The following is a 16,056-nucleotide window of genomic DNA, read 5'->3' as shown; positions in this document are numbered from 1 at the left end:
GGATGCACCGACGCCTTCGTGAGCAAGCTCACTCCCACAGACTTACGCGCAGCGGGCTCAAAAACTCACCGTCGCCGACAACCGCGCCGTACGCGGTGCGCCTAGGAACACGTAATCGTCGCCCAGGTATTCGCCGACATCGCGCCAGTAGCGCTTGTCGAACAGGTTGTCGACGGTCAGACGGAATACGGTGTCGTAGCCGTCGAGCCTGGTGCTGTAGCGGCTGCCCGCATTGAACACCGTGTAGTCATCGACCTTCACCGAACCCTCACGATTGGCGTATTTGCTGGCGCTGTATTGCATGCCGCCCAGCAGCGCCAGGCCCGGGATCGGCAGGCTGTAATCCGCCGACAGGCTGCCACGGAACTTGGGTACGTTGATTGCCTGATGCTCTTCGTAGGCTGCAGTGCCGCTGTCCTGCACTCGCGCCTTGATCGCGGCGACGCTGGCCGAGATCTGCAGTTGCGAAGTCAGCCAGCCGTTGGCGCTCAGTTCAAGGCCGGTGTTCTTCTGCTGGCCCTGCTGCACGAAGGTCAGGCTGCCGTCGTCGGCATTGGGTTTGGAATATTGGTACGCCTGGCGGGTCTGGAAAACCGCCGCCGTGAAGCTCATGCGGCGCCAGTCGTACTTGACCCCGGCCTCCAGCTGACGCGAGATCGTCGGCGCGAGGATGTCGCCCGCGTTGGTGTCGAACACCGATGCCGTGCCGCCCAGCGACAGGCCTTTGCTGTAGCTGGCGTACAAGGAAACATCGTCAATTGGCTTGTAGATCAACGCCCCTTGGGGCAGAAAAATTGAGCGCTGGGTGTGGCGATTGTCACTGCCGTCTTCATTCCAGGCCTTTTCATCGAGGCGCACCTGACGGCCGCCAATCACGGTCTGCCAGTGCTCGTTGAAGCTGATGCGGTCAGTGGCGAATAGCCCGTACTGGCGGCTGTCCAGGCGCCGCTCGGTATGCCCCACCGACACATCCGCAGGCGCAAATGTCTCGGGCGTCTGGTTGATGTTGCCCGAGCCCACGTACTCGCTGAAATAAGGCCGGGTGTCGACCGTGCGGCGAAACGCGCTGGTGCCGAAGGTCAGCTCGTGTTTCAGCCAACCGGTATTGAACAGCCCGGTCATCGCGGCTTCGACTTCGTCGTTGCGGCGTGTGTCGTCGGGGCTGCGGAAATCGTAAATGTCGTAACCGCCGTTGCTGTTGAAATGCCCGGTCACCGGTGTGCTCGGGCAGTCGCTCTGGAAGTAGCAGCCATAGGCAAAGGCGCTGTAGTCGTCAATCACCACGCGGCTGCGCGAGGCGCTGAGGCTGGCTTTCCAGGCGTCGCTGAAGCGGTATTCGTAACGGCCGTTCATGTTCAGCGAGTCGATGCCCACCGGATTCGACCAGCTCTGGTAACCCAGCAGTTTGCGCGGAGAGGCGTCATGGGGCAGTTCGGTACCGCCGATCAGTTGATAACCCGGCACCGAGCGTTGTTCTTTGGTCTGGTACTCGACGTCCAGCTGCAGGGTCGATTGATCGTTGATGTTCCAGTCGAACGCCAGGGAGGCGAAATCCCGTTGGCCATCGGCGTGTTCGACGTAGGAGCGGATGTCTTCGTGGGCGACGTTGGCGCGCAGGCCGAACTGTTTTTCGCTGCCGAACCAGCCGCCCACATCGGTGGCGATGTAGCGCTCGCCGTGCTCGTTGGTGGAGACCGTCACCGAGCGCATGTCCTCCGGGCGTTTGGTCCTGTAGTTGACCACGCCCGCGGGCTCCGACACACCGCTCGACAGCCCCGACAGGCCCTTGAGCAGCTCGACCTGCTCCTTGTTTTCCAGCGCTACGTTCTGCTCGCCGGTAATGCTGCGCCCGTTGATGCGGTAGCTGTTGGCGGCATTCAGCGAGAAGCCGCGCACCACGAAGTTCTCGTAATAGCCCACCGGCGCGTAGCTGTCGCCCACCGAGGCGTCGTTGCGCAGCACCTCGCTCAACAGCTTGGCCTGTTGGTTCTTGAGCCGCTCTTCGCTGAACACCGAGATCGACGCCGGGGTGTCGCGCAAGGGCGCTTCGCCGAAGCCACCGACCGACGCGCTGCGGGCCTGATAGTTCGACACCTGCTCGCCCGACACCTTGGTCGCCTCCAGGGTCAGCGGCTCGGCTTCCTGAGCGGCCAGCCACGGCGAAGCGAACGCCATACTCAGCGGCAACAGGCGACGGGTAAGGCCTGCGTCAGTTCGGTGCGGGGTGGTCATCGAGGGTGAAGCTCCAGGCGGGATTTTTGTCGGCGCATCTTTTACGTTCTGTGTCGGTTTTTTACAACCACGACACATCGTCAAAGGACGTATGAAAGCGCTCGATACTGAGTCATCCGCTCATCTACACTCGGGGCGTTCACGTTGCCCGCCTTCAATCAGGATCGCCTGCCATGACGCCATCGCTGCTGTTTGCCGTACTCGCTTCAGGGTTCATTTACGCCATCTCTCCTGGCCCCGGTGTGTTGGCGGTGTTCGGCATCGGCGCGTCCAAGGGGCGTCGCGCAGGGGCGGCGTTTCTCTGCGGGCATTTGTTGGGCGATGTGATCTGGTGCAGCACGGCGCTGGCCGCGATCATCGGCGCCAAAGTCATCGGCACTACGGCATTTGACGTGCTCGGAGTCATCAGCGGACTGTTTCTATTCTGGCTCGGCTGGCGCGCCATTCGTGCCAGACGCAGCAGCGAAAACGAGCCCAAGGCGCCGGGGCGTCACCCGTTCTGGCACGGCATCCTGTTCGGCCTGACCAACCCAAAAGCCTACCCGGTGGCCGTCGCGACCTTCACCGCCCTGCTCTCCAGCCGCGCCGACCTGCTGAACTGGTCGATGCTGCCGCTGTTGATTCTGGTCAGCACCTTGGGCGGCATCGTCGCCTACGGCATCATCGTCGGCGTGGTCGGCGCGCGCCATGTACGGGCGATGTACCAGCGCCACGAACTGACCATCACGCGCCTGTGCGGGGTGATGTTCATCGGTTTTGCCATTAACGCGTTGATGCACGCGGTGCCGGGTTTGCTGCCGCGCAAACCCTGACTCGACAAGCATTTTCAATGTTGCCGCGAATAACGGCGCCTGCACGGGTACAATAGGCGCCTTTCCCTTTCTGTTGCGGCTTTTCTCATGACTGACCCCATTCGCCTTTCCAAACGCCTTATCGAGCTGGTCGGCTGCTCGCGCCGCGAAGCCGAGCTGTTCATCGAGGGCGGTTGGGTCACTGTCGATGGCGTTGTCGTCGATGAGCCGCAGTTCAAGGTCGAGAACCAGACCGTCGCCCTGAGCCCCGACGCCAAGGCCGTGACGCCCGAATCGGTGACGATCCTGTTCAACGTGCCCGCCGGCATGAGCCCGGAACAGGCCCTGCCGCTGATCACCCCCGGCACGCTGTCGGCCGAACACAGCATCGGCAAACGCCCGCTCAAGGGCCACTTTCTGCGCCTGGAAGCGATCTCGACCCTGCAGGCCAAGGCCAGCGGCCTGATGGTGTTCAGTCAGGACTGGAAAATCCTGCGCAAACTCACCGACGACCGCAGCAAGATCGAGCAGGAATACGTGGTTGAAATCGACGGCGAGATGGTCGCCCACGGCCTCAATCGCCTGAACCACGGCCTGATGTACAAGGGCAAGGAACTGCCGAAGGTCAAGGCCAGCTGGCAGAACGAAAACCGCCTGCGCTTCGCCATGAAGAACCCGCAACCCGGCGTCATCGCCCAGTTGTGCGAGGCCGTCGGCCTGAAGGTCGTGTCCATTCGGCGGATCCGTGTAGGCGGCGTCTCCATCGGCAAGGTGCCCGAAGGCCAGTGGCGCTACATGACCGACAAAGAAAAGTTCTAAACCCCTCTTTTTCAGCGCTGCGCGCCGCTCGCGCACGCTCACACCCGATTTGATCAGGAACACGCATCATGATGAACAACGACGTACTGCGCAGCATTCGCTACATGCTCGACATCAGCGACGGCAAGGTGGCAGACATCGTCAAGCTGGGCGGTCTGGACGTCAGCAAGGCGCAAATCATCGCCTTCACCAAAAAGGATGAAGAAGAAGGCTTCGAGCCGTGCAGCGACGAAGTGCTGGCGTACTTCCTCGACGGCCTGGTGTTCTTCAAGCGCGGCAAAGACGAGAGCCGCCCGCAATTGCCGGTCGAGCTGCCGATCACCAACAACATCGTGCTCAAGAAGCTGCGCGTGGCCTTCGAACTCAAGGAAGAGGACATGCATGCGATCCTCAAGGCCTCTGACTTCCCGGTGTCCAAGCCTGAGCTGAGCGCGCTGTTCCGCAAGGTGGGTCATAACAACTATCGGCCGTGCGGCGATCAGCTGTTGCGCAACTTCCTGCGTGGCCTGACCCTGCGCGTTCGTGGTTGAGCCTGTCGTTCATTCGATGAGCCAGTCCTACAGCGTTTCCCCCGTTGGTTTCGTGCGCTCCTGCTTCAAGGAGAAATTCGCCATCCCCCGCCAGCCGCAACTGGCCCCGGCAGCCCGTGGCGTGCTGGAGCTGGTCGCGCCTTTCGATCAGGGTGATGCGGTGCAGGGGCTGGAGCAGGTCAGTCATGTCTGGCTGTTGTTTCTGTTCCATGAAGCGCTGGAAGACAAGCCACGCCTGAAGGTGCGTCCGCCTCGCCTGGGCGGCAATCAGTCGATGGGCGTGTTCGCCACCCGCGCGACCCATCGCCCCAACGGCATAGGCCAGTCGGTGGTCAAGCTGGAGAAGGTCGAAAACGGTCGGCTGTGGCTGTCCGGCATCGACCTGCTGGACGGCACACCCGTGCTGGACGTCAAACCCTACGTGCCGTACGCCGACATCATCAGCGACGCGCGCAACACCATGGCGGCTGCGGCGCCTGAGCTGATTCCCGTGTCCTGGGATGACTACGCTTTGCAACAGGCACGCGAACACAGCCTGCGCCTGGCCGAGCCCTTGGTCGAGCTGATCGAGCAATGCCTGGCCCAGGACCCGCGCCCGGCCTATCAGCAGCCTGCACCGCAACGGCGCTATGGCGCGCAGTTCTGGGATCTCGACGTACGCTGGCATTACCCGCAGGCAGGGCAGATCAGGGTGCTGGAAGTGGTCCCGGCAACGAGCTGATCGCCGTGTTCATTTACCCTGATCGGGCGCGCCAATACCCGATGCCTGCGGTTTGCCTTGCGTCCGTTCCTGCCATTCTTCGATAATCCGCCGCTTACGCCAAACCAGTGGCCCCAGACGGATGCACTGTCGCATGAGGGGCGGAGTCACAGCATGGATGCACAGGCCGCAGCGCGGCTAGGCGACGATATCGCCCACGGATTCGGGGTGGCTGCAATGCTTGCCGGCGCAGTCGCCGGTGCGCTCATCGGCGCCGCCGTTATCGCGGCCACCGCCGCGACGGGTGGCCTGGCCGCTGTGATTCTGGCCGGTTCCATCGCGGCGGGTGGGCTGTCGATGTTTCAGGTAGTCAAAGGACTATCGACCATTTTCCACTTGCCCGAGCCCACCACCGGAACGCTCATACGCGGCAGTCCCAACGTCTTCGTCAACCTGCGCAACGCCATGCGCGCGGGCGAAGACGTGTCGACGTCGTGCACGGGTTTTCCGGCCGCTCACCCGCTCTGGCCCTTCCCGGTCATCATCGCCGAAGGCAGTGCAACGGTTTACATCAACGGCAAGCCGGCGGCGCGGTTGACCAGCAAGATGACCTGCGGGGCACACATCAAATCCGGCAGCGAAGACACCTTCATCGGCGGCCCGACGCTGCAGGTGGCATTCGTGCTGGACATCGAAGGCTGGATGCACACGGGGCTGGAAGCGCTGGGGTTGGTGGCGGCGGCGGGCGCCTTGGTGCTGGCCGCCCTGGCCGGAGCGGCGGCTCTGCTGACCGGTGTGGCGATTGGCGTTGCGATGTATGGCGGCATGGAGCTGCTGGGTCAGCTTGGCGACCGGCTGGGGCCGGGGTACCGCGATCTGTTGCAGGGCGTGGCCGGTCTGGCCCTGCTCGGTGCCGGGCCGAAGATGGCCAGCCTCAGCGCCGAACGCAACGCGGCGCGGCTGGCCAGCCAGTCGCAGCTGCTGGAAGTACGCACGGCAGCCCAGGTCAACGAGATCATGGTCGCCGAAGGTAACCTGCCCGCGTGGCTGGAAGGAACGCTGGTTCATACCGAGGTGGTGCCCGCAGGGACGCGTTTCCAGATGGTCGTAGCCAAGGGCCAAGCCGAAGCCATCATGCAGGGCAAACCCGCGTTCGGCGGTTTCGCCACGCCCGATCCGATTCCCAGCCAGGCCTATGCGCGGGATAAACTCGTTATTCTCGACGAGTTCAAGACCGACGTGTCCCATGTGATCACCGTCGAAACCACAGCACCGCAAAAAATATACAGTGGCATCACCGGCCCGCTGGGCAACTACAACGGCGGGGTCCGGCAGGTGCAATTCATTGACGGCAAAAACCTGAAAGTGGTCGGCGCCCCCGGTGTGCTGCCTTTGGAGTAACAGACTGTGATAACCGATTTCGAGCTCATCCGAGAAGACGGCAAAGTCATCGACGAAAGCATGACCGTGGACCGCATGATCGCCTTGGGCTGGTCCCCTTGCCGGGTGATCGATGCGCGCTGGCAGTGGCAGGGGCAAAAGCTGAACGTTGCCAATCGATTTGGCTTGCTGGCGATCATCGTGCCAGATCGGCAACACCTTGCCCTGCTGTGGAACAAGGATGAAGCAGGCGTGGAGGCCACCCTCTACGTACTTTCCGGCGATCGTCAGCAACAGGTGCAGATTCCCGATCAACTTGTGATCAACGGCCAGCTTGAGTCGGGTATCTACAGCTGGTTCGAGCATTTCCCCCACACTTCACCCAGCGTCTTCACCTGCATGTTCAGTCGCCGGCGCGACCAGGCGATGTACCGTGTGGACATCGACGCGGCGAGCGGCGCTGTACTTGCGGTCATCCCTTCACGCTGAGCCCCGTACATCAGCCGGATGCGTGGGCTGACCGTATCTGCGCGTCGCCCGGAAACAAAAAAACCGCCTGGTCCGTGACCTCCAGGCGGTTTTTTTCAGACCCCAAATCACTGGAGCCTGTACTGACTTATTCGCGGATGAAGCCGCCCGCACAGTGACTGCGCGAGAGGTTCATCCACGACTGGGTCCGATCCGGAACCTGCTGCGCGCAGCAGGTTGAATGGCTTACTTCTCGACGAACGCGCGCTCGATCAGGTAGTCACCCGGCTCGCGCATGCGTGGCGAAACGGTCAGGCCGAAGCTGTTGAGCACTTCGCTGGTTTCGTCGAGCATGCTCGGGCTGCCGCACAGCATGGCGCGGTCGTCCTGTGGGTTGATCGGTGGCAGACCGATGTCGCTGAACAGCTTGCCGCTGCGCATCAGGTCGGTCAGGCGGCCTTCGTTTTCGAACGGCTCGCGGGTGACGGTCGGGTAGTAGATCAGCTTGTCGCGCAGCGCTTCGCCGAAGAATTCATTTTGCGGCAAGTGTTCGGTGATGAACTCGCGGTAGGCGACTTCGTTCACGTAACGCACGCCGTGGCACAGGATCACCTTCTCGAAACGCTCGTAGGTTTCAGGGTCCTGAATGACGCTCATGAACGGCGCCAGGCCCGTGCCGGTGCTCAGCAGATACAGGTGTTTGCCAGGCTTCAAATCGTCCAGCACCAGCGTGCCCGTAGGCTTCTTGCTGATGATGATTTCGTCACCTTCCTTGAGGTGTTGCAGCTGAGAGGTCAGCGGGCCGTCCGGCACCTTGATGCTGAAGAATTCCAGATGCTCTTCCCAGTTCGGGCTGGCAATGGAGTAGGCACGCATGAGCGGGCGCCCGTTTGGCTGCTGCAGACCGATCATGACGAACTGACCGTTCTCGAAGCGCAGACCTGGATCACGGGTGCACTTGAAACTGAAGAGGGTGTCGTTCCAGTGATGAACGCTGAGGACACGCTCGTGATTCATGTTGCTCATGGTACGTGGGAACTCCTGAAAATTTGCGCGCGCCATTGAAAGCGCCATTGCGCGATATTCTAGTGGCAGACACAATATCTGTTAACTGGATTATCAAGATATGGGTTATCGGTTATATAGATATGCGATTCACTCTCCGTCAGCTGCAAGTCTTTGTCGCCGTGGCCCAGCAGGAAAGCGTTTCCCGCGCTGCCGTGCAGTTGTCTTTGTCGCAATCTGCGGCCAGTACCTCCATCACCGAACTTGAGCGCCAATCGAGTTGCCAGCTGTTCGATCGGGCGGGCAAACGCCTGAGCCTCAACGCCACAGGCCGGCAATTATTGCCCCAGGCGGTTGCCCTGCTCGACCAGGCCAAGGAAATCGAAGACCTGCTCAACGGTAAATCCGGCTTCGGCTCGCTGGCGGTGGGCGCCACGCTGACCATCGGTAACTACCTGGCGACCCTGCTGATCGGCAATTTCATGCAGCGTCATCCGGAAAGCCAGGTAAAGCTGCATGTGCAAAACACCGCCAACATCGTGCAGCAGGTCGCTCATTATGAGATTGACCTGGGGCTGATCGAGGGCGACTGCAGCCACCCGGACATCGAAGTGCAAACCTGGGTCGAAGACGAACTGGTGGTGTTCTGCGCGCCGCAACATCCGCTCGCCAAGCGCGGCCAGGCGACGCTGGAGGAGTTGACCCATGAGGCGTGGATTCTTCGCGAACAGGGCTCGGGCACGCGGCTGACCTTCGATCAGGCCATGCGTCATCACCTCAACAATCTCAACGTGCGTCTGGAGCTTGAGCACACCGAGGCCATCAAGCGCGCCGTTGAATCAGGGCTGGGGATTGGCTGTATTTCCCGGCTGGCGCTGCGCGACGCCTTTCGCCGAGGGAGCCTGGTGGCCGTGGAAACCCCCGAACTGGATCTGGTGCGGCAGTTCTACTTCATCTGGCACAAGCAGAAATACCAGACCAACGCCATCCGCGAGTTTCTCGACCTGTGCCGCTCGCTGACCGCAGGCGTGCGGCGCAGCGACGAGATCGTGCTGCCCAGTATCGCTTGAGGCCGATCAGCCCAGCAGAATCAACGCCCAGACCACCGCAATCATGCTCAACGCCACGAACTGAGCAGCGCTGCCCATGTCCTTGGCGTTTTTCGACAGCGGATGGCGATCCAGGGAAATTCGGTCGATGGCCGCCTCGATGGCGGAGTTCAGCAACTCGACGATCAGCGCCAACAGGCAGACCGCAATGAGAATCGCCCGCTCGCCACGGCTGACGTGGAACACGAACGACAGCGGGATCAGGATGACGTTGAGCAAAACCAACTGACGAAAAGCCGCTTCGCCCTTGAAGGCTGCGGTCAGGCCGTCGAGGGAATAGCCGGATGCATTAAGGATACGTTTGAGACCGGTTTGGCCTTTGAAGGGCGACGTCATAAGGGAAACTACTGATAAATGAAGACGTTGGAGGCTAGTGCAGCGGCGGTCAAAAAAGTGTGAAGAAACGCCGCTGAGCGCTTGGCTGATACGCCGAAACCGAGCTATTGAGCCGGCGAAATCGATTCCATTTGTTGCAACAGCAACGCAGCCTGGGTGCGGGTGCGTACGTTCAGCTTGCGGAAGATCGCTGTCACGTGGGCCTTGATGGTCGCCTCCGAGACGCTGAGTTCGTAGGCGATCTGCTTGTTGAGCAAGCCTTCGCAGACCATGGTCAGCACGCGGAACTGCTGGGGGGTCAGGCTGGCCAGGCCTTCGCTGGCAGCCTTGGCCTCAGGCGAAACACTGACGCTTTCGTTGACCTGCGGCGGCCACCAGACATCGCCATCGAGCACCGTACGCACGGCTTGCTGGATGGTCTCCAGCGAACTGGACTTGGGAATGAAACCGCTGGCACCGAATTCCCGCGACTTGACCACGACCGCCGCCTCTTCCTGCGCCGAGACCATGACCACCGGCACCTGCGGGTACTGACCGCGCAACAGGACCAACCCGGAAAAACCGTACGCCCCCGGCATGTTCAGGTCCAGCAGAACCAGATCCCAATCGGCCTTCTCGGTCAGACGCTTTTCCAGATCGGCGATGCTTTCGGCTTCGGCCAGTTGTGCATCGGGACCAAGGCCCAGGCTCAACGCCTGGCGCAAGGCACCGCGAAACAGGGGATGGTCATCGGCGATCAGGATTTCGTAGGTCATTTCATGATCCTGTTTAGGAGTGAGCGCCGACGGATTCAGCCTCACGGTGGCATCTGCTGATGCCGGTCTGTAAACACGGCGCATCCGCGTCAAAACAGACACCGCGCGGCGTTCGATCGCGCGTGCGGCGCCAAGGATGCCCAGCGAAGCCGGGGTGGTCAAGTTTGGCGCTTTGCGGCACAGTTCGCGGCCCTGATTCTGATAAGTGCCATCATGCAAAAACACGCGCTGCGAGCGGACCTGCTCATGCTCCTCACCGCCATGATCTGGGGCAGTGGATTCGTCGCACAAACCGCTGGCATGGACCACATCGGCCCCTACCTGTATACCGGACTGCGCTTCGCGCTGGGTTCAATCTGCTTGCTGCCGCTGGTGCTGCGCCGCCCGGCCAGCGGGCCGCAACCCGAATCCTTGCTGACCCGCGGCCTGCTGCAGGGCGGCATCGTCATGGGTATCGCGCTGGCACTGGGCATCAACCTGCAGCAAGTCGGGCTGCTGTTCACCAGCGTCACCCACTCAGGGTTCATCACAGGGCTGTATGTGATTGTAGTTCCGCTTCTGGGCCTGTTCCTCGGCCACAAGACCGGCATGGGCACCTGGCTGGGCTGCCTGCTGGCGGTGCTGGGAATGTTCCTGCTGAGCGTGGGCGACAATTTTCACGTCGCGTCCGGCGACTGGCTGCAACTGATCGGCGCCTTCGTGTGGGGTGGGCATGTGATTCTGGTAGGGGTTTTCGCCAGCCGCCACGACCCGATTCGCCTGGCGTTTCTGCAATTCGTGACCTGCTCGGTGGTGAGCCTGATTCTGGCGCTGGTGTTCGAACCGATCGTCTGGGCCTCGATTGTCGCTGCAGCCCCAGCCCTCTTGTATGGCGGCGTGGTGGCCGTGGCGATCGGCTACACCTTGCAGGTCATCGCGCAGAAAAACGCCATCGCCTCCCACGCCGCGATCATTCTGTCGCTCGAAGCGGTGTTTGCCGCGATCGCTGGCGCGTGGCTACTGGGTGAGGCGTTGCAGATGCGCGGCTATGTGGGCTGCGCGTTGATGCTGGCGGGCATGCTATTGGCGCAGCTGTGGCCGCGCAAGCCAGAAGCTTCTTCTATATAAAGGCCTTCAGGTAGCTGTGCGGCGCGTCGTCCGGATCAACAGGCCGCAGGAACTTGGCGCCCAGATAATGGGCGCTGAACACATCCAGATACGCATCCAGCACGCTCGCGGCCTGCTGGTCCCCCGCCAACTCAAGGCACAACGCCGCCACCTCGGCAGTGCAGAAATGATCGTCGCGCTTGGAACGGCGCAGGCGATAACGTGACATCTGCTCCGGCTCAAGACTCAGCACCGGAAAGCGATCCAGATACGGGCTCTTGCGAAACATTTTGCGGGCTTCCGGCCACGTGGCGTCGAGCAGGATGAACAGCGGACGCTTGCCGATTTCCACCTTGACCTCGGTTACGACCCGCTCCGGCGCAACGAACTCGCCCGGAAAGACGATGTAAGGCTGCCACTGGGGGTCGCTGAGCAAGGCGAGGAGCTGTTCGTCGATCTCGGTTCGCGACCAGCTGAAGGCGGCAGTGTCCGTGATCACGTCGGCGATCAGCCAGCCGGTGTTGGTGGGCTTGAGCGGCTCGGTGTCGTACATCAGCAGACAGACTGCCGAGTTGGCCGCAACGGTCGGTTTCCATGCGCACAGGCAGTAGCTCTCGATCACCCGACATTCAGGGCAACGTGGCGCGCGGGCACCTCGGGCGACGAAGGGCGTGGTGCTGCGGGCCAAGCGTTCGGCGCGCAGACGGGAAACAGCGTGGCTCATGGAGCCAGGCACTCCGGCAACGGGCCGGGGCAGCATAAGGACAGCGACAAGACAGACATCCGGCAATGAAAAAAGGCGGCGCAGTCTACCAGAGGCAGCCGGTCTCTGGTGTCCGTCGAGGCGACTCCCCTATACTGCTCGGCCTCGAAAGTCCCCAGTCACCAGTGAACGCCCGCCCACCGCACCGGTCCAACGACGTTCACTGCCCCAGGAGAATCCAATGCTGCGCCTCATCGCCCCCGCCCTCACGCTTTTGCTCATCGCTCCGCTGTGCGCCAATGCCGCGTCCAAACAGGATTACGAACTGAACAAAGAGCTGGAACAAGTCGCGGCGAAAAGCAACGTCGGCAAGCCGAATGCAATCAGTGAAGACATCCTCGACGAAGGCTATACCGTCGATGGTCGCGTGCTGACCGACCACCTCAGCGTACAGGCTGGCCAGGCCCAGCAGATGCGCGAGAACCCGGAAGTGATGGGGCGTCAGTTGGGCACCAGCGTGTGCCGTAACCCGGGCTTTCGTCAGTTGATGGCCAAAGGCGCGATCCTGCGTTACGAATTCAAGGAATACAAAACCAATCGCCCGATCACCACGCAGCAGATCACCGCAGCCGACTGCGCGGCCAAACCGCAGGCACCGGCCAAGAAGAAGTAAACCTTTCGTTCAGGACGCTGCGCGCCGTTGCTGGTCTTCGGCGCGCAACTCGGCCACCAGCGCCTGAAGGTAGTAAGAGCGTCTTCCGTTCTGGCTCAGACGCCGCAAACACTCTTGCTCCAACGTCGAATGGCGACTGCGCGCCGCTTCCGTAAGCGAGCGAAACAGTTCCTGATCGATTTCCAGTCTGATGATTTCCATTTCATCCCTCCATGGGTCGTCCACACCCGCCTGGGTCTGGGCAAACCTCGACGACTCCGGTCGACGCATGTGCAATGCACTGGGCGACGACACTATCCAGGCTGTAACGGCACCTTGCCACATCCTTCAGTAAATCAGAGGCCGCAAAGCCTGTAGCGTTGACCGACGGGCGGAGAAAAAACATTCACCGCGTTGGGCAAACAGTCGTTGCCAGCCTGGCTGTTCGGGCACATCATCAAGTCATCTGTTTCTCCAACCGTTACGTTTCGTCACGCTCACGAGGCAAAAAGGGGGTTGCCTGTCACGCTCGTTACGCTCAATGTTTTTTCTTTTCAACCAAGGACATAGGCAGAATCAGTGTGGCGCATCCCTGTCGTCATCCCGTATCTGAACATCGCCTGGCATGGGCGATTTGCAGCGACGCACGAAGCGTCGTGATCCTGTCGCCGCGTACAGGATCGATGATTCTGCATAAGGAGAAAGTCTGAATGCCTTACGTACCCAACGATGTGTTGTCACGCCACTTCCAGAGCCATGGAATGGACACCAGCAAGGTCGATGAGCAACTCGCGCTCGTCGCTCCAAACAGCCCCAACCTCCCTCTTTATCGCGACATGATGCTGACCGTCTTGCGCATGGCTCAGGATGACCGCAACCGCTGGAACGCCAAGATCGTACTGCAAGCCCTGCGCGAATTGGACAACGCCTTTCGAGTGCTCGAACAGTTCCGTGGCCGGCGCAAGGTCACGGTGTTCGGCTCCGCGCGCACGCCGATCGAGCACCCGGTGTATGCCCTGGCCCGTGATCTGGGCATGAAACTGGCAGCGTCGGATCTGATGGTGATCACCGGTGCCGGTGGCGGCATCATGGCGGCGGCCCATGAAGGCGCAGGGCTGGATCACAGCCTGGGCTTCAACATCACCCTGCCCTTCGAGCAACACGCCAACGCCACTGTCGATGGCACCGGCAATCTGCTGCCCTTCCACTTTTTCTTCACGCGCAAGCTGTTCTTCGTCAAGGAAGCCGATGCGCTGGTGCTCTGCCCGGGCGGTTTCGGCACCCTGGATGAGGCACTGGAAGTGCTGACCCTGATCCAGACCGGCAAAAGCCCGCTGGTGCCCATCGTTCTGCTGGATGCGCCGGGCGGCACCTTCTGGGAACGCGCGCTGAACTTCATCAGGGACGAGCTGGAGGCCAATCACTACATTCTGTCCACCGACATGAATCTGCTCAAACTGGTGTACAGCGCCGATGAGGCGGTGGAGGAGATCAATCAGTTCTACAGCAACTTCCACTCAAGCCGCTGGCTGAAAAACACTTTCGTGATTCGCATGCACCATGCGTTGAGTGAGCAAGCCCTCACCCACATGCAGCAAGCGTTTGCCGATATGCGTTTGAGCGATGATTTCCACCAGTATGGCCATCAGGATGAGCACGACGACGAGCAGTTCAGCCACCTCACTCGGCTGGCGTTCAAGTTCACCGGACGAGCCCATGGGCGCCTGCGTGCGTTGGTGGACTACATCAACCAAAGCGAGAACTGGGCGAAACCGGTACAGGCTCAACCGGTGCGTGGGCGCGAGCCGTTAAAGGCGACCTGAAAACAAGACATGGAGCAGCACGACCGAAAGGCGGCAGCGTCATTTCAATCGCTCCCGCCGACAAGCCGTGCTGCTACAGGGTTTGACGCTTAATCGTCGAAGCCCTTGCCGCTCAGCAATCGGCCAATGAGTTCGGGCGGATAGCCGCGATAACTCAAAAAGCGCATCTGCTGACCGCGTTCGCGTGCGTCTTTGGGATACTGCCCGCCAAACTTGCGTTGCCAGGACTCTTCCAGCTTTTCCCGCCAATCAATGCCGCACTCACGCAGGGCTAGTTCGATATCAGCACGTTGCAGGCCTCGCTGCCCTAGCTCTTCGCGAATACGCAAAGGGCCGTAGCCAGATCGGGCACGGTAGGACACGAAGCTTTCTAGAAAGCGGGATTCGGACAGCAGCCCTTCTTCCGTCAAGCGGTCGAGAGCAGCTTCAATCATTTCAGGAGGGGCGCCGCGCTGACGCAGTTTACGCGTCAGCTCGACTCGACCATGCTCGCGTCGTGCGAGCAGGTCCATTGCAGTACGCCGTACGGCGACAGGCGTATCAAGCTCTACCGACATGGCTGTAATCAGATGTCAGCGTCTTGGACTTCAGCGATGTCATCTTCAGCAACGCGAGACGATTGAGCTTTGACATCAGGTGCAGCCGTGAGCAGTTTTTCGCGGATTTGCTTCTCCAGGGTCGCGCCGATTTCCGGGTTGTCCTGCAGGAACTTGGCCGAGTTGGCTTTACCCTGACCGATCTTGTTGCCTTGGTAGCTGTACCAGGCGCCGGATTTTTCCAGCAGACCGTGCAGCACGCCCAGGTCGATGATCTCACCGTTGCGGTAGATGCCCTTGCCGTACAGGATCTGGAATTCAGCCTGACGGAAAGGAGGCGCGACCTTGTTCTTAACGACCTTGACGCGGGTTTCGCTACCCACCACTTCATCGCCATCTTTAACAGCGCCGGTACGGCGGATGTCCAGACGAACCGATGCGTAGAACTTCAGCGCGTTACCACCGGTGGTGGTTTCCGGGCTGCCGAACATGACGCCGATCTTCATACGGATCTGGTTGATGAAGATGACGAGGCAGTTGGCGTTCTTGATGTTACCGGTGATTTTACGAAGGGCCTGAGACATCAGACGAGCTTGCAGGCCGACGTGCATGTCGCCCATTTCGCCTTCGATTTCAGCCTTGGGTACCAGCGCGGCCACGGAGTCGACGACGATGACGTCAATTGCATTGGAGCGCACCAGCATGTCGGTGATTTCCAGAGCCTGCTCGCCGGTGTCCGGCTGCGAAACCAGCAGGTCATCAACATTGACGCCCAGTTTGCCGGCGTACTCAGGGTCGAGCGCGTGCTCGGCGTCGACGAACGCACAAGTGGCGCCCATCTTCTGAGCTTCGGCGATGACCGACAGGGTCATGGTGGTTTTACCGGAAGACTCAGGACCGTAGATTTCAACGATCCGGCCTTTTGGCAGGCCGCCGATACCCAGCGCGATATCGAGACCCAGAGAGCCGGTGGAGATAGCAGGAATAGCCTGGCGGTCATGGTCGCCCATGCGCATGACGGCGCCTTTGCCGAACTGACGCTCGATCTGACCCAAGGCCGCAGCCAAGGCTTTCTTCTTGTTGTCGTCCATTGAAGTCCTCTCGTAATCGGTTAGGCCTGACGGCCGATAT

General features: G+C 60.9%; 18 protein-coding genes. 10 read left to right on the top strand and 8 right to left on the bottom strand.

Annotated elements, in window-relative coordinates:
* Positions 1-57 precede the first annotated feature (57 nt).
* Positions 58-2,232: a TonB-dependent siderophore receptor gene (locus tag AC07V9_RS10830; protein WP_495015708.1), complete on the bottom strand. Its 2,175-nt coding sequence runs from the start codon at positions 2,230-2,232 to the stop codon at positions 58-60.
* 173 nt (positions 2,233-2,405) lie between these two features.
* On the opposite strand from AC07V9_RS10830, the gene AC07V9_RS10825 reads away from it, so the two are divergent.
* The 6 genes from AC07V9_RS10825 (at position 2,406) to AC07V9_RS10800 (ending at position 6,941) form a co-directional block, all read left to right on the top strand.
* The gene (locus AC07V9_RS10825) at positions 2,406-3,044 is read left to right on the top strand and encodes a LysE family translocator (protein WP_495015707.1); all 639 of its coding nucleotides are present in this window, start codon (positions 2,406-2,408) and stop codon (positions 3,042-3,044) included.
* An 87-nt stretch (positions 3,045-3,131) separates the two neighbouring features.
* A complete protein-coding gene (locus tag AC07V9_RS10820; protein WP_495015706.1) occupies positions 3,132-3,842 on the top strand; it encodes an rRNA pseudouridine synthase in 711 nt (236 codons plus the stop codon).
* 68 nt (positions 3,843-3,910) lie between these two features.
* Complete coding sequence (locus tag AC07V9_RS10815; RefSeq protein ID WP_495015705.1) at positions 3,911-4,372, top strand: YehS family protein; 462 nt, start codon at positions 3,911-3,913, stop codon at positions 4,370-4,372.
* A 16-nt stretch (positions 4,373-4,388) separates the two neighbouring features.
* Positions 4,389-5,093: a tRNA (N6-threonylcarbamoyladenosine(37)-N6)-methyltransferase TrmO gene (tsaA, locus tag AC07V9_RS10810; protein ID WP_495015704.1), complete on the top strand. Its 705-nt coding sequence runs from the start codon at positions 4,389-4,391 to the stop codon at positions 5,091-5,093.
* Positions 5,094-5,246: 153 nt separating this feature from the next.
* Positions 5,247-6,473 carry a PAAR domain-containing protein gene (locus AC07V9_RS10805; protein WP_495015703.1) on the top strand — a complete coding sequence of 409 codons (1,227 nt, stop codon included), beginning with the start codon at positions 5,247-5,249 and terminating at the stop codon, positions 6,471-6,473.
* A 6-nt stretch (positions 6,474-6,479) separates the two neighbouring features.
* Positions 6,480-6,941, top strand: coding sequence for a hypothetical protein (locus tag AC07V9_RS10800; RefSeq protein WP_495015702.1), 462 nt, complete (start codon positions 6,480-6,482; stop codon positions 6,939-6,941).
* Positions 6,942-7,166: 225 nt separating this feature from the next.
* Here the strand turns inward: AC07V9_RS10800 and fpr are convergent, their stop codons facing one another.
* Complete coding sequence (gene fpr, locus AC07V9_RS10795) at positions 7,167-7,946, bottom strand: ferredoxin-NADP reductase (RefSeq protein WP_002554680.1); 780 nt, start codon at positions 7,944-7,946, stop codon at positions 7,167-7,169.
* A gap of 122 nt (positions 7,947-8,068) precedes the next feature.
* Here fpr and AC07V9_RS10790 point away from each other — a divergent pair, with 122 nt between their 5' ends.
* Positions 8,069-8,995, top strand: a complete 927-nt coding sequence (locus AC07V9_RS10790; RefSeq protein WP_495015701.1) for a LysR family transcriptional regulator — start codon at positions 8,069-8,071, stop codon at positions 8,993-8,995.
* A gap of 6 nt (positions 8,996-9,001) precedes the next feature.
* On the opposite strand, the gene AC07V9_RS10785 is transcribed toward AC07V9_RS10790, so the two are convergent.
* Both AC07V9_RS10785 and erdR read right to left on the bottom strand, forming a co-directional pair.
* Positions 9,002-9,370, bottom strand: a complete 369-nt coding sequence (locus tag AC07V9_RS10785) for a diacylglycerol kinase (RefSeq protein WP_166593506.1) — start codon at positions 9,368-9,370, stop codon at positions 9,002-9,004.
* A gap of 104 nt (positions 9,371-9,474) precedes the next feature.
* Positions 9,475-10,125: a response regulator transcription factor ErdR gene (gene erdR / locus AC07V9_RS10780; protein WP_495015700.1), complete on the bottom strand. Its 651-nt coding sequence runs from the start codon at positions 10,123-10,125 to the stop codon at positions 9,475-9,477.
* A gap of 213 nt (positions 10,126-10,338) precedes the next feature.
* On the opposite strand from erdR, the gene AC07V9_RS10775 reads away from it, so the two are divergent.
* Positions 10,339-11,232, top strand: a complete 894-nt coding sequence (locus AC07V9_RS10775; protein WP_495015699.1) for a DMT family transporter — start codon at positions 10,339-10,341, stop codon at positions 11,230-11,232.
* On the opposite strand, the gene AC07V9_RS10770 is transcribed toward AC07V9_RS10775, so the two are convergent.
* Positions 11,225-11,935, bottom strand: coding sequence for a tRNA-uridine aminocarboxypropyltransferase (locus AC07V9_RS10770; protein ID WP_495015698.1), 711 nt, complete (start codon positions 11,933-11,935; stop codon positions 11,225-11,227). The genes AC07V9_RS10775 and AC07V9_RS10770 overlap by 8 nt on opposite strands.
* A gap of 220 nt (positions 11,936-12,155) precedes the next feature.
* Between AC07V9_RS10770 and AC07V9_RS10765 the strand changes: the two genes are divergently transcribed.
* Positions 12,156-12,587 (top strand): PA3611 family quorum-sensing-regulated virulence factor, encoded by a 432-nt coding sequence (locus AC07V9_RS10765; protein WP_495015697.1) that lies wholly within the window; start codon positions 12,156-12,158, stop codon positions 12,585-12,587.
* Between the two features lie 9 nt (positions 12,588-12,596).
* Here the strand turns inward: AC07V9_RS10765 and AC07V9_RS10760 are convergent, their stop codons facing one another.
* Entirely contained in the window at positions 12,597-12,788 is a 192-nt protein-coding gene (locus tag AC07V9_RS10760) for a hypothetical protein (RefSeq protein ID WP_495015696.1), read from the bottom strand.
* Positions 12,789-13,276: 488 nt separating this feature from the next.
* On the opposite strand from AC07V9_RS10760, the gene AC07V9_RS10755 reads away from it, so the two are divergent.
* Positions 13,277-14,389: an LOG family protein gene (locus AC07V9_RS10755; protein WP_495015695.1), complete on the top strand. Its 1,113-nt coding sequence runs from the start codon at positions 13,277-13,279 to the stop codon at positions 14,387-14,389.
* 89 nt (positions 14,390-14,478) lie between these two features.
* On the opposite strand, the gene recX is transcribed toward AC07V9_RS10755, so the two are convergent.
* The gene (gene recX, locus AC07V9_RS10750; protein WP_495015694.1) at positions 14,479-14,946 is read right to left on the bottom strand and encodes a recombination regulator RecX; all 468 of its coding nucleotides are present in this window, start codon (positions 14,944-14,946) and stop codon (positions 14,479-14,481) included.
* Positions 14,947-14,954: 8 nt separating this feature from the next.
* Positions 14,955-16,016 carry a recombinase RecA gene (recA, locus tag AC07V9_RS10745; protein ID WP_495015693.1) on the bottom strand — a complete coding sequence of 354 codons (1,062 nt, stop codon included), beginning with the start codon at positions 16,014-16,016 and terminating at the stop codon, positions 14,955-14,957.
* Between the last annotated feature and the right edge of the window lie 40 nt (positions 16,017-16,056).

This window comes from Pseudomonas sp. GW821-FHT02A11, assembly GCF_059421985.1.
The sequence above is the reverse complement of the archived record's forward strand: the minus strand, read 5'-3'. Positions and strand labels throughout refer to the sequence as shown.

What these genes read in the sequence shown, in the direction of transcription:
- AC07V9_RS10830 (WP_495015708.1), bottom strand. Translation starts at nt 2,232, where the DNA reads ATGACCACCCCGCACCGAACTGACGCAGGCCTTACCCGTCGCCTGTTG.
- AC07V9_RS10825 (WP_495015707.1), top strand. Translation starts at nt 2,406, where the DNA reads ATGACGCCATCGCTGCTGTTTGCCGTACTCGCTTCAGGGTTCATTTAC.
- AC07V9_RS10820 (WP_495015706.1), top strand. Translation starts at nt 3,132, where the DNA reads ATGACTGACCCCATTCGCCTTTCCAAACGCCTTATCGAGCTGGTCGGC.
- AC07V9_RS10815 (WP_495015705.1), top strand. Translation starts at nt 3,911, where the DNA reads ATGATGAACAACGACGTACTGCGCAGCATTCGCTACATGCTCGACATC.
- tsaA (WP_495015704.1), top strand. Translation starts at nt 4,389, where the DNA reads ATGAGCCAGTCCTACAGCGTTTCCCCCGTTGGTTTCGTGCGCTCCTGC.
- AC07V9_RS10805 (WP_495015703.1), top strand. Translation starts at nt 5,247, where the DNA reads ATGGATGCACAGGCCGCAGCGCGGCTAGGCGACGATATCGCCCACGGA.
- fpr (WP_002554680.1), bottom strand. Translation starts at nt 7,946, where the DNA reads ATGAGCAACATGAATCACGAGCGTGTCCTCAGCGTTCATCACTGGAAC.
- AC07V9_RS10790 (WP_495015701.1), top strand. Translation starts at nt 8,069, where the DNA reads ATGCGATTCACTCTCCGTCAGCTGCAAGTCTTTGTCGCCGTGGCCCAG.
- AC07V9_RS10785 (WP_166593506.1), bottom strand. Translation starts at nt 9,370, where the DNA reads ATGACGTCGCCCTTCAAAGGCCAAACCGGTCTCAAACGTATCCTTAAT.
- erdR (WP_495015700.1), bottom strand. Translation starts at nt 10,125, where the DNA reads ATGACCTACGAAATCCTGATCGCCGATGACCATCCCCTGTTTCGCGGT.
- AC07V9_RS10775 (WP_495015699.1), top strand. Translation starts at nt 10,339, where the DNA reads ATGCAAAAACACGCGCTGCGAGCGGACCTGCTCATGCTCCTCACCGCC.
- AC07V9_RS10770 (WP_495015698.1), bottom strand. Translation starts at nt 11,935, where the DNA reads ATGAGCCACGCTGTTTCCCGTCTGCGCGCCGAACGCTTGGCCCGCAGC.
- AC07V9_RS10765 (WP_495015697.1), top strand. Translation starts at nt 12,156, where the DNA reads ATGCTGCGCCTCATCGCCCCCGCCCTCACGCTTTTGCTCATCGCTCCG.
- AC07V9_RS10760 (WP_495015696.1), bottom strand. Translation starts at nt 12,788, where the DNA reads ATGGAAATCATCAGACTGGAAATCGATCAGGAACTGTTTCGCTCGCTT.
- AC07V9_RS10755 (WP_495015695.1), top strand. Translation starts at nt 13,277, where the DNA reads ATGCCTTACGTACCCAACGATGTGTTGTCACGCCACTTCCAGAGCCAT.
- recX (WP_495015694.1), bottom strand. Translation starts at nt 14,946, where the DNA reads ATGTCGGTAGAGCTTGATACGCCTGTCGCCGTACGGCGTACTGCAATG.
- recA (WP_495015693.1), bottom strand. Translation starts at nt 16,016, where the DNA reads ATGGACGACAACAAGAAGAAAGCCTTGGCTGCGGCCTTGGGTCAGATC.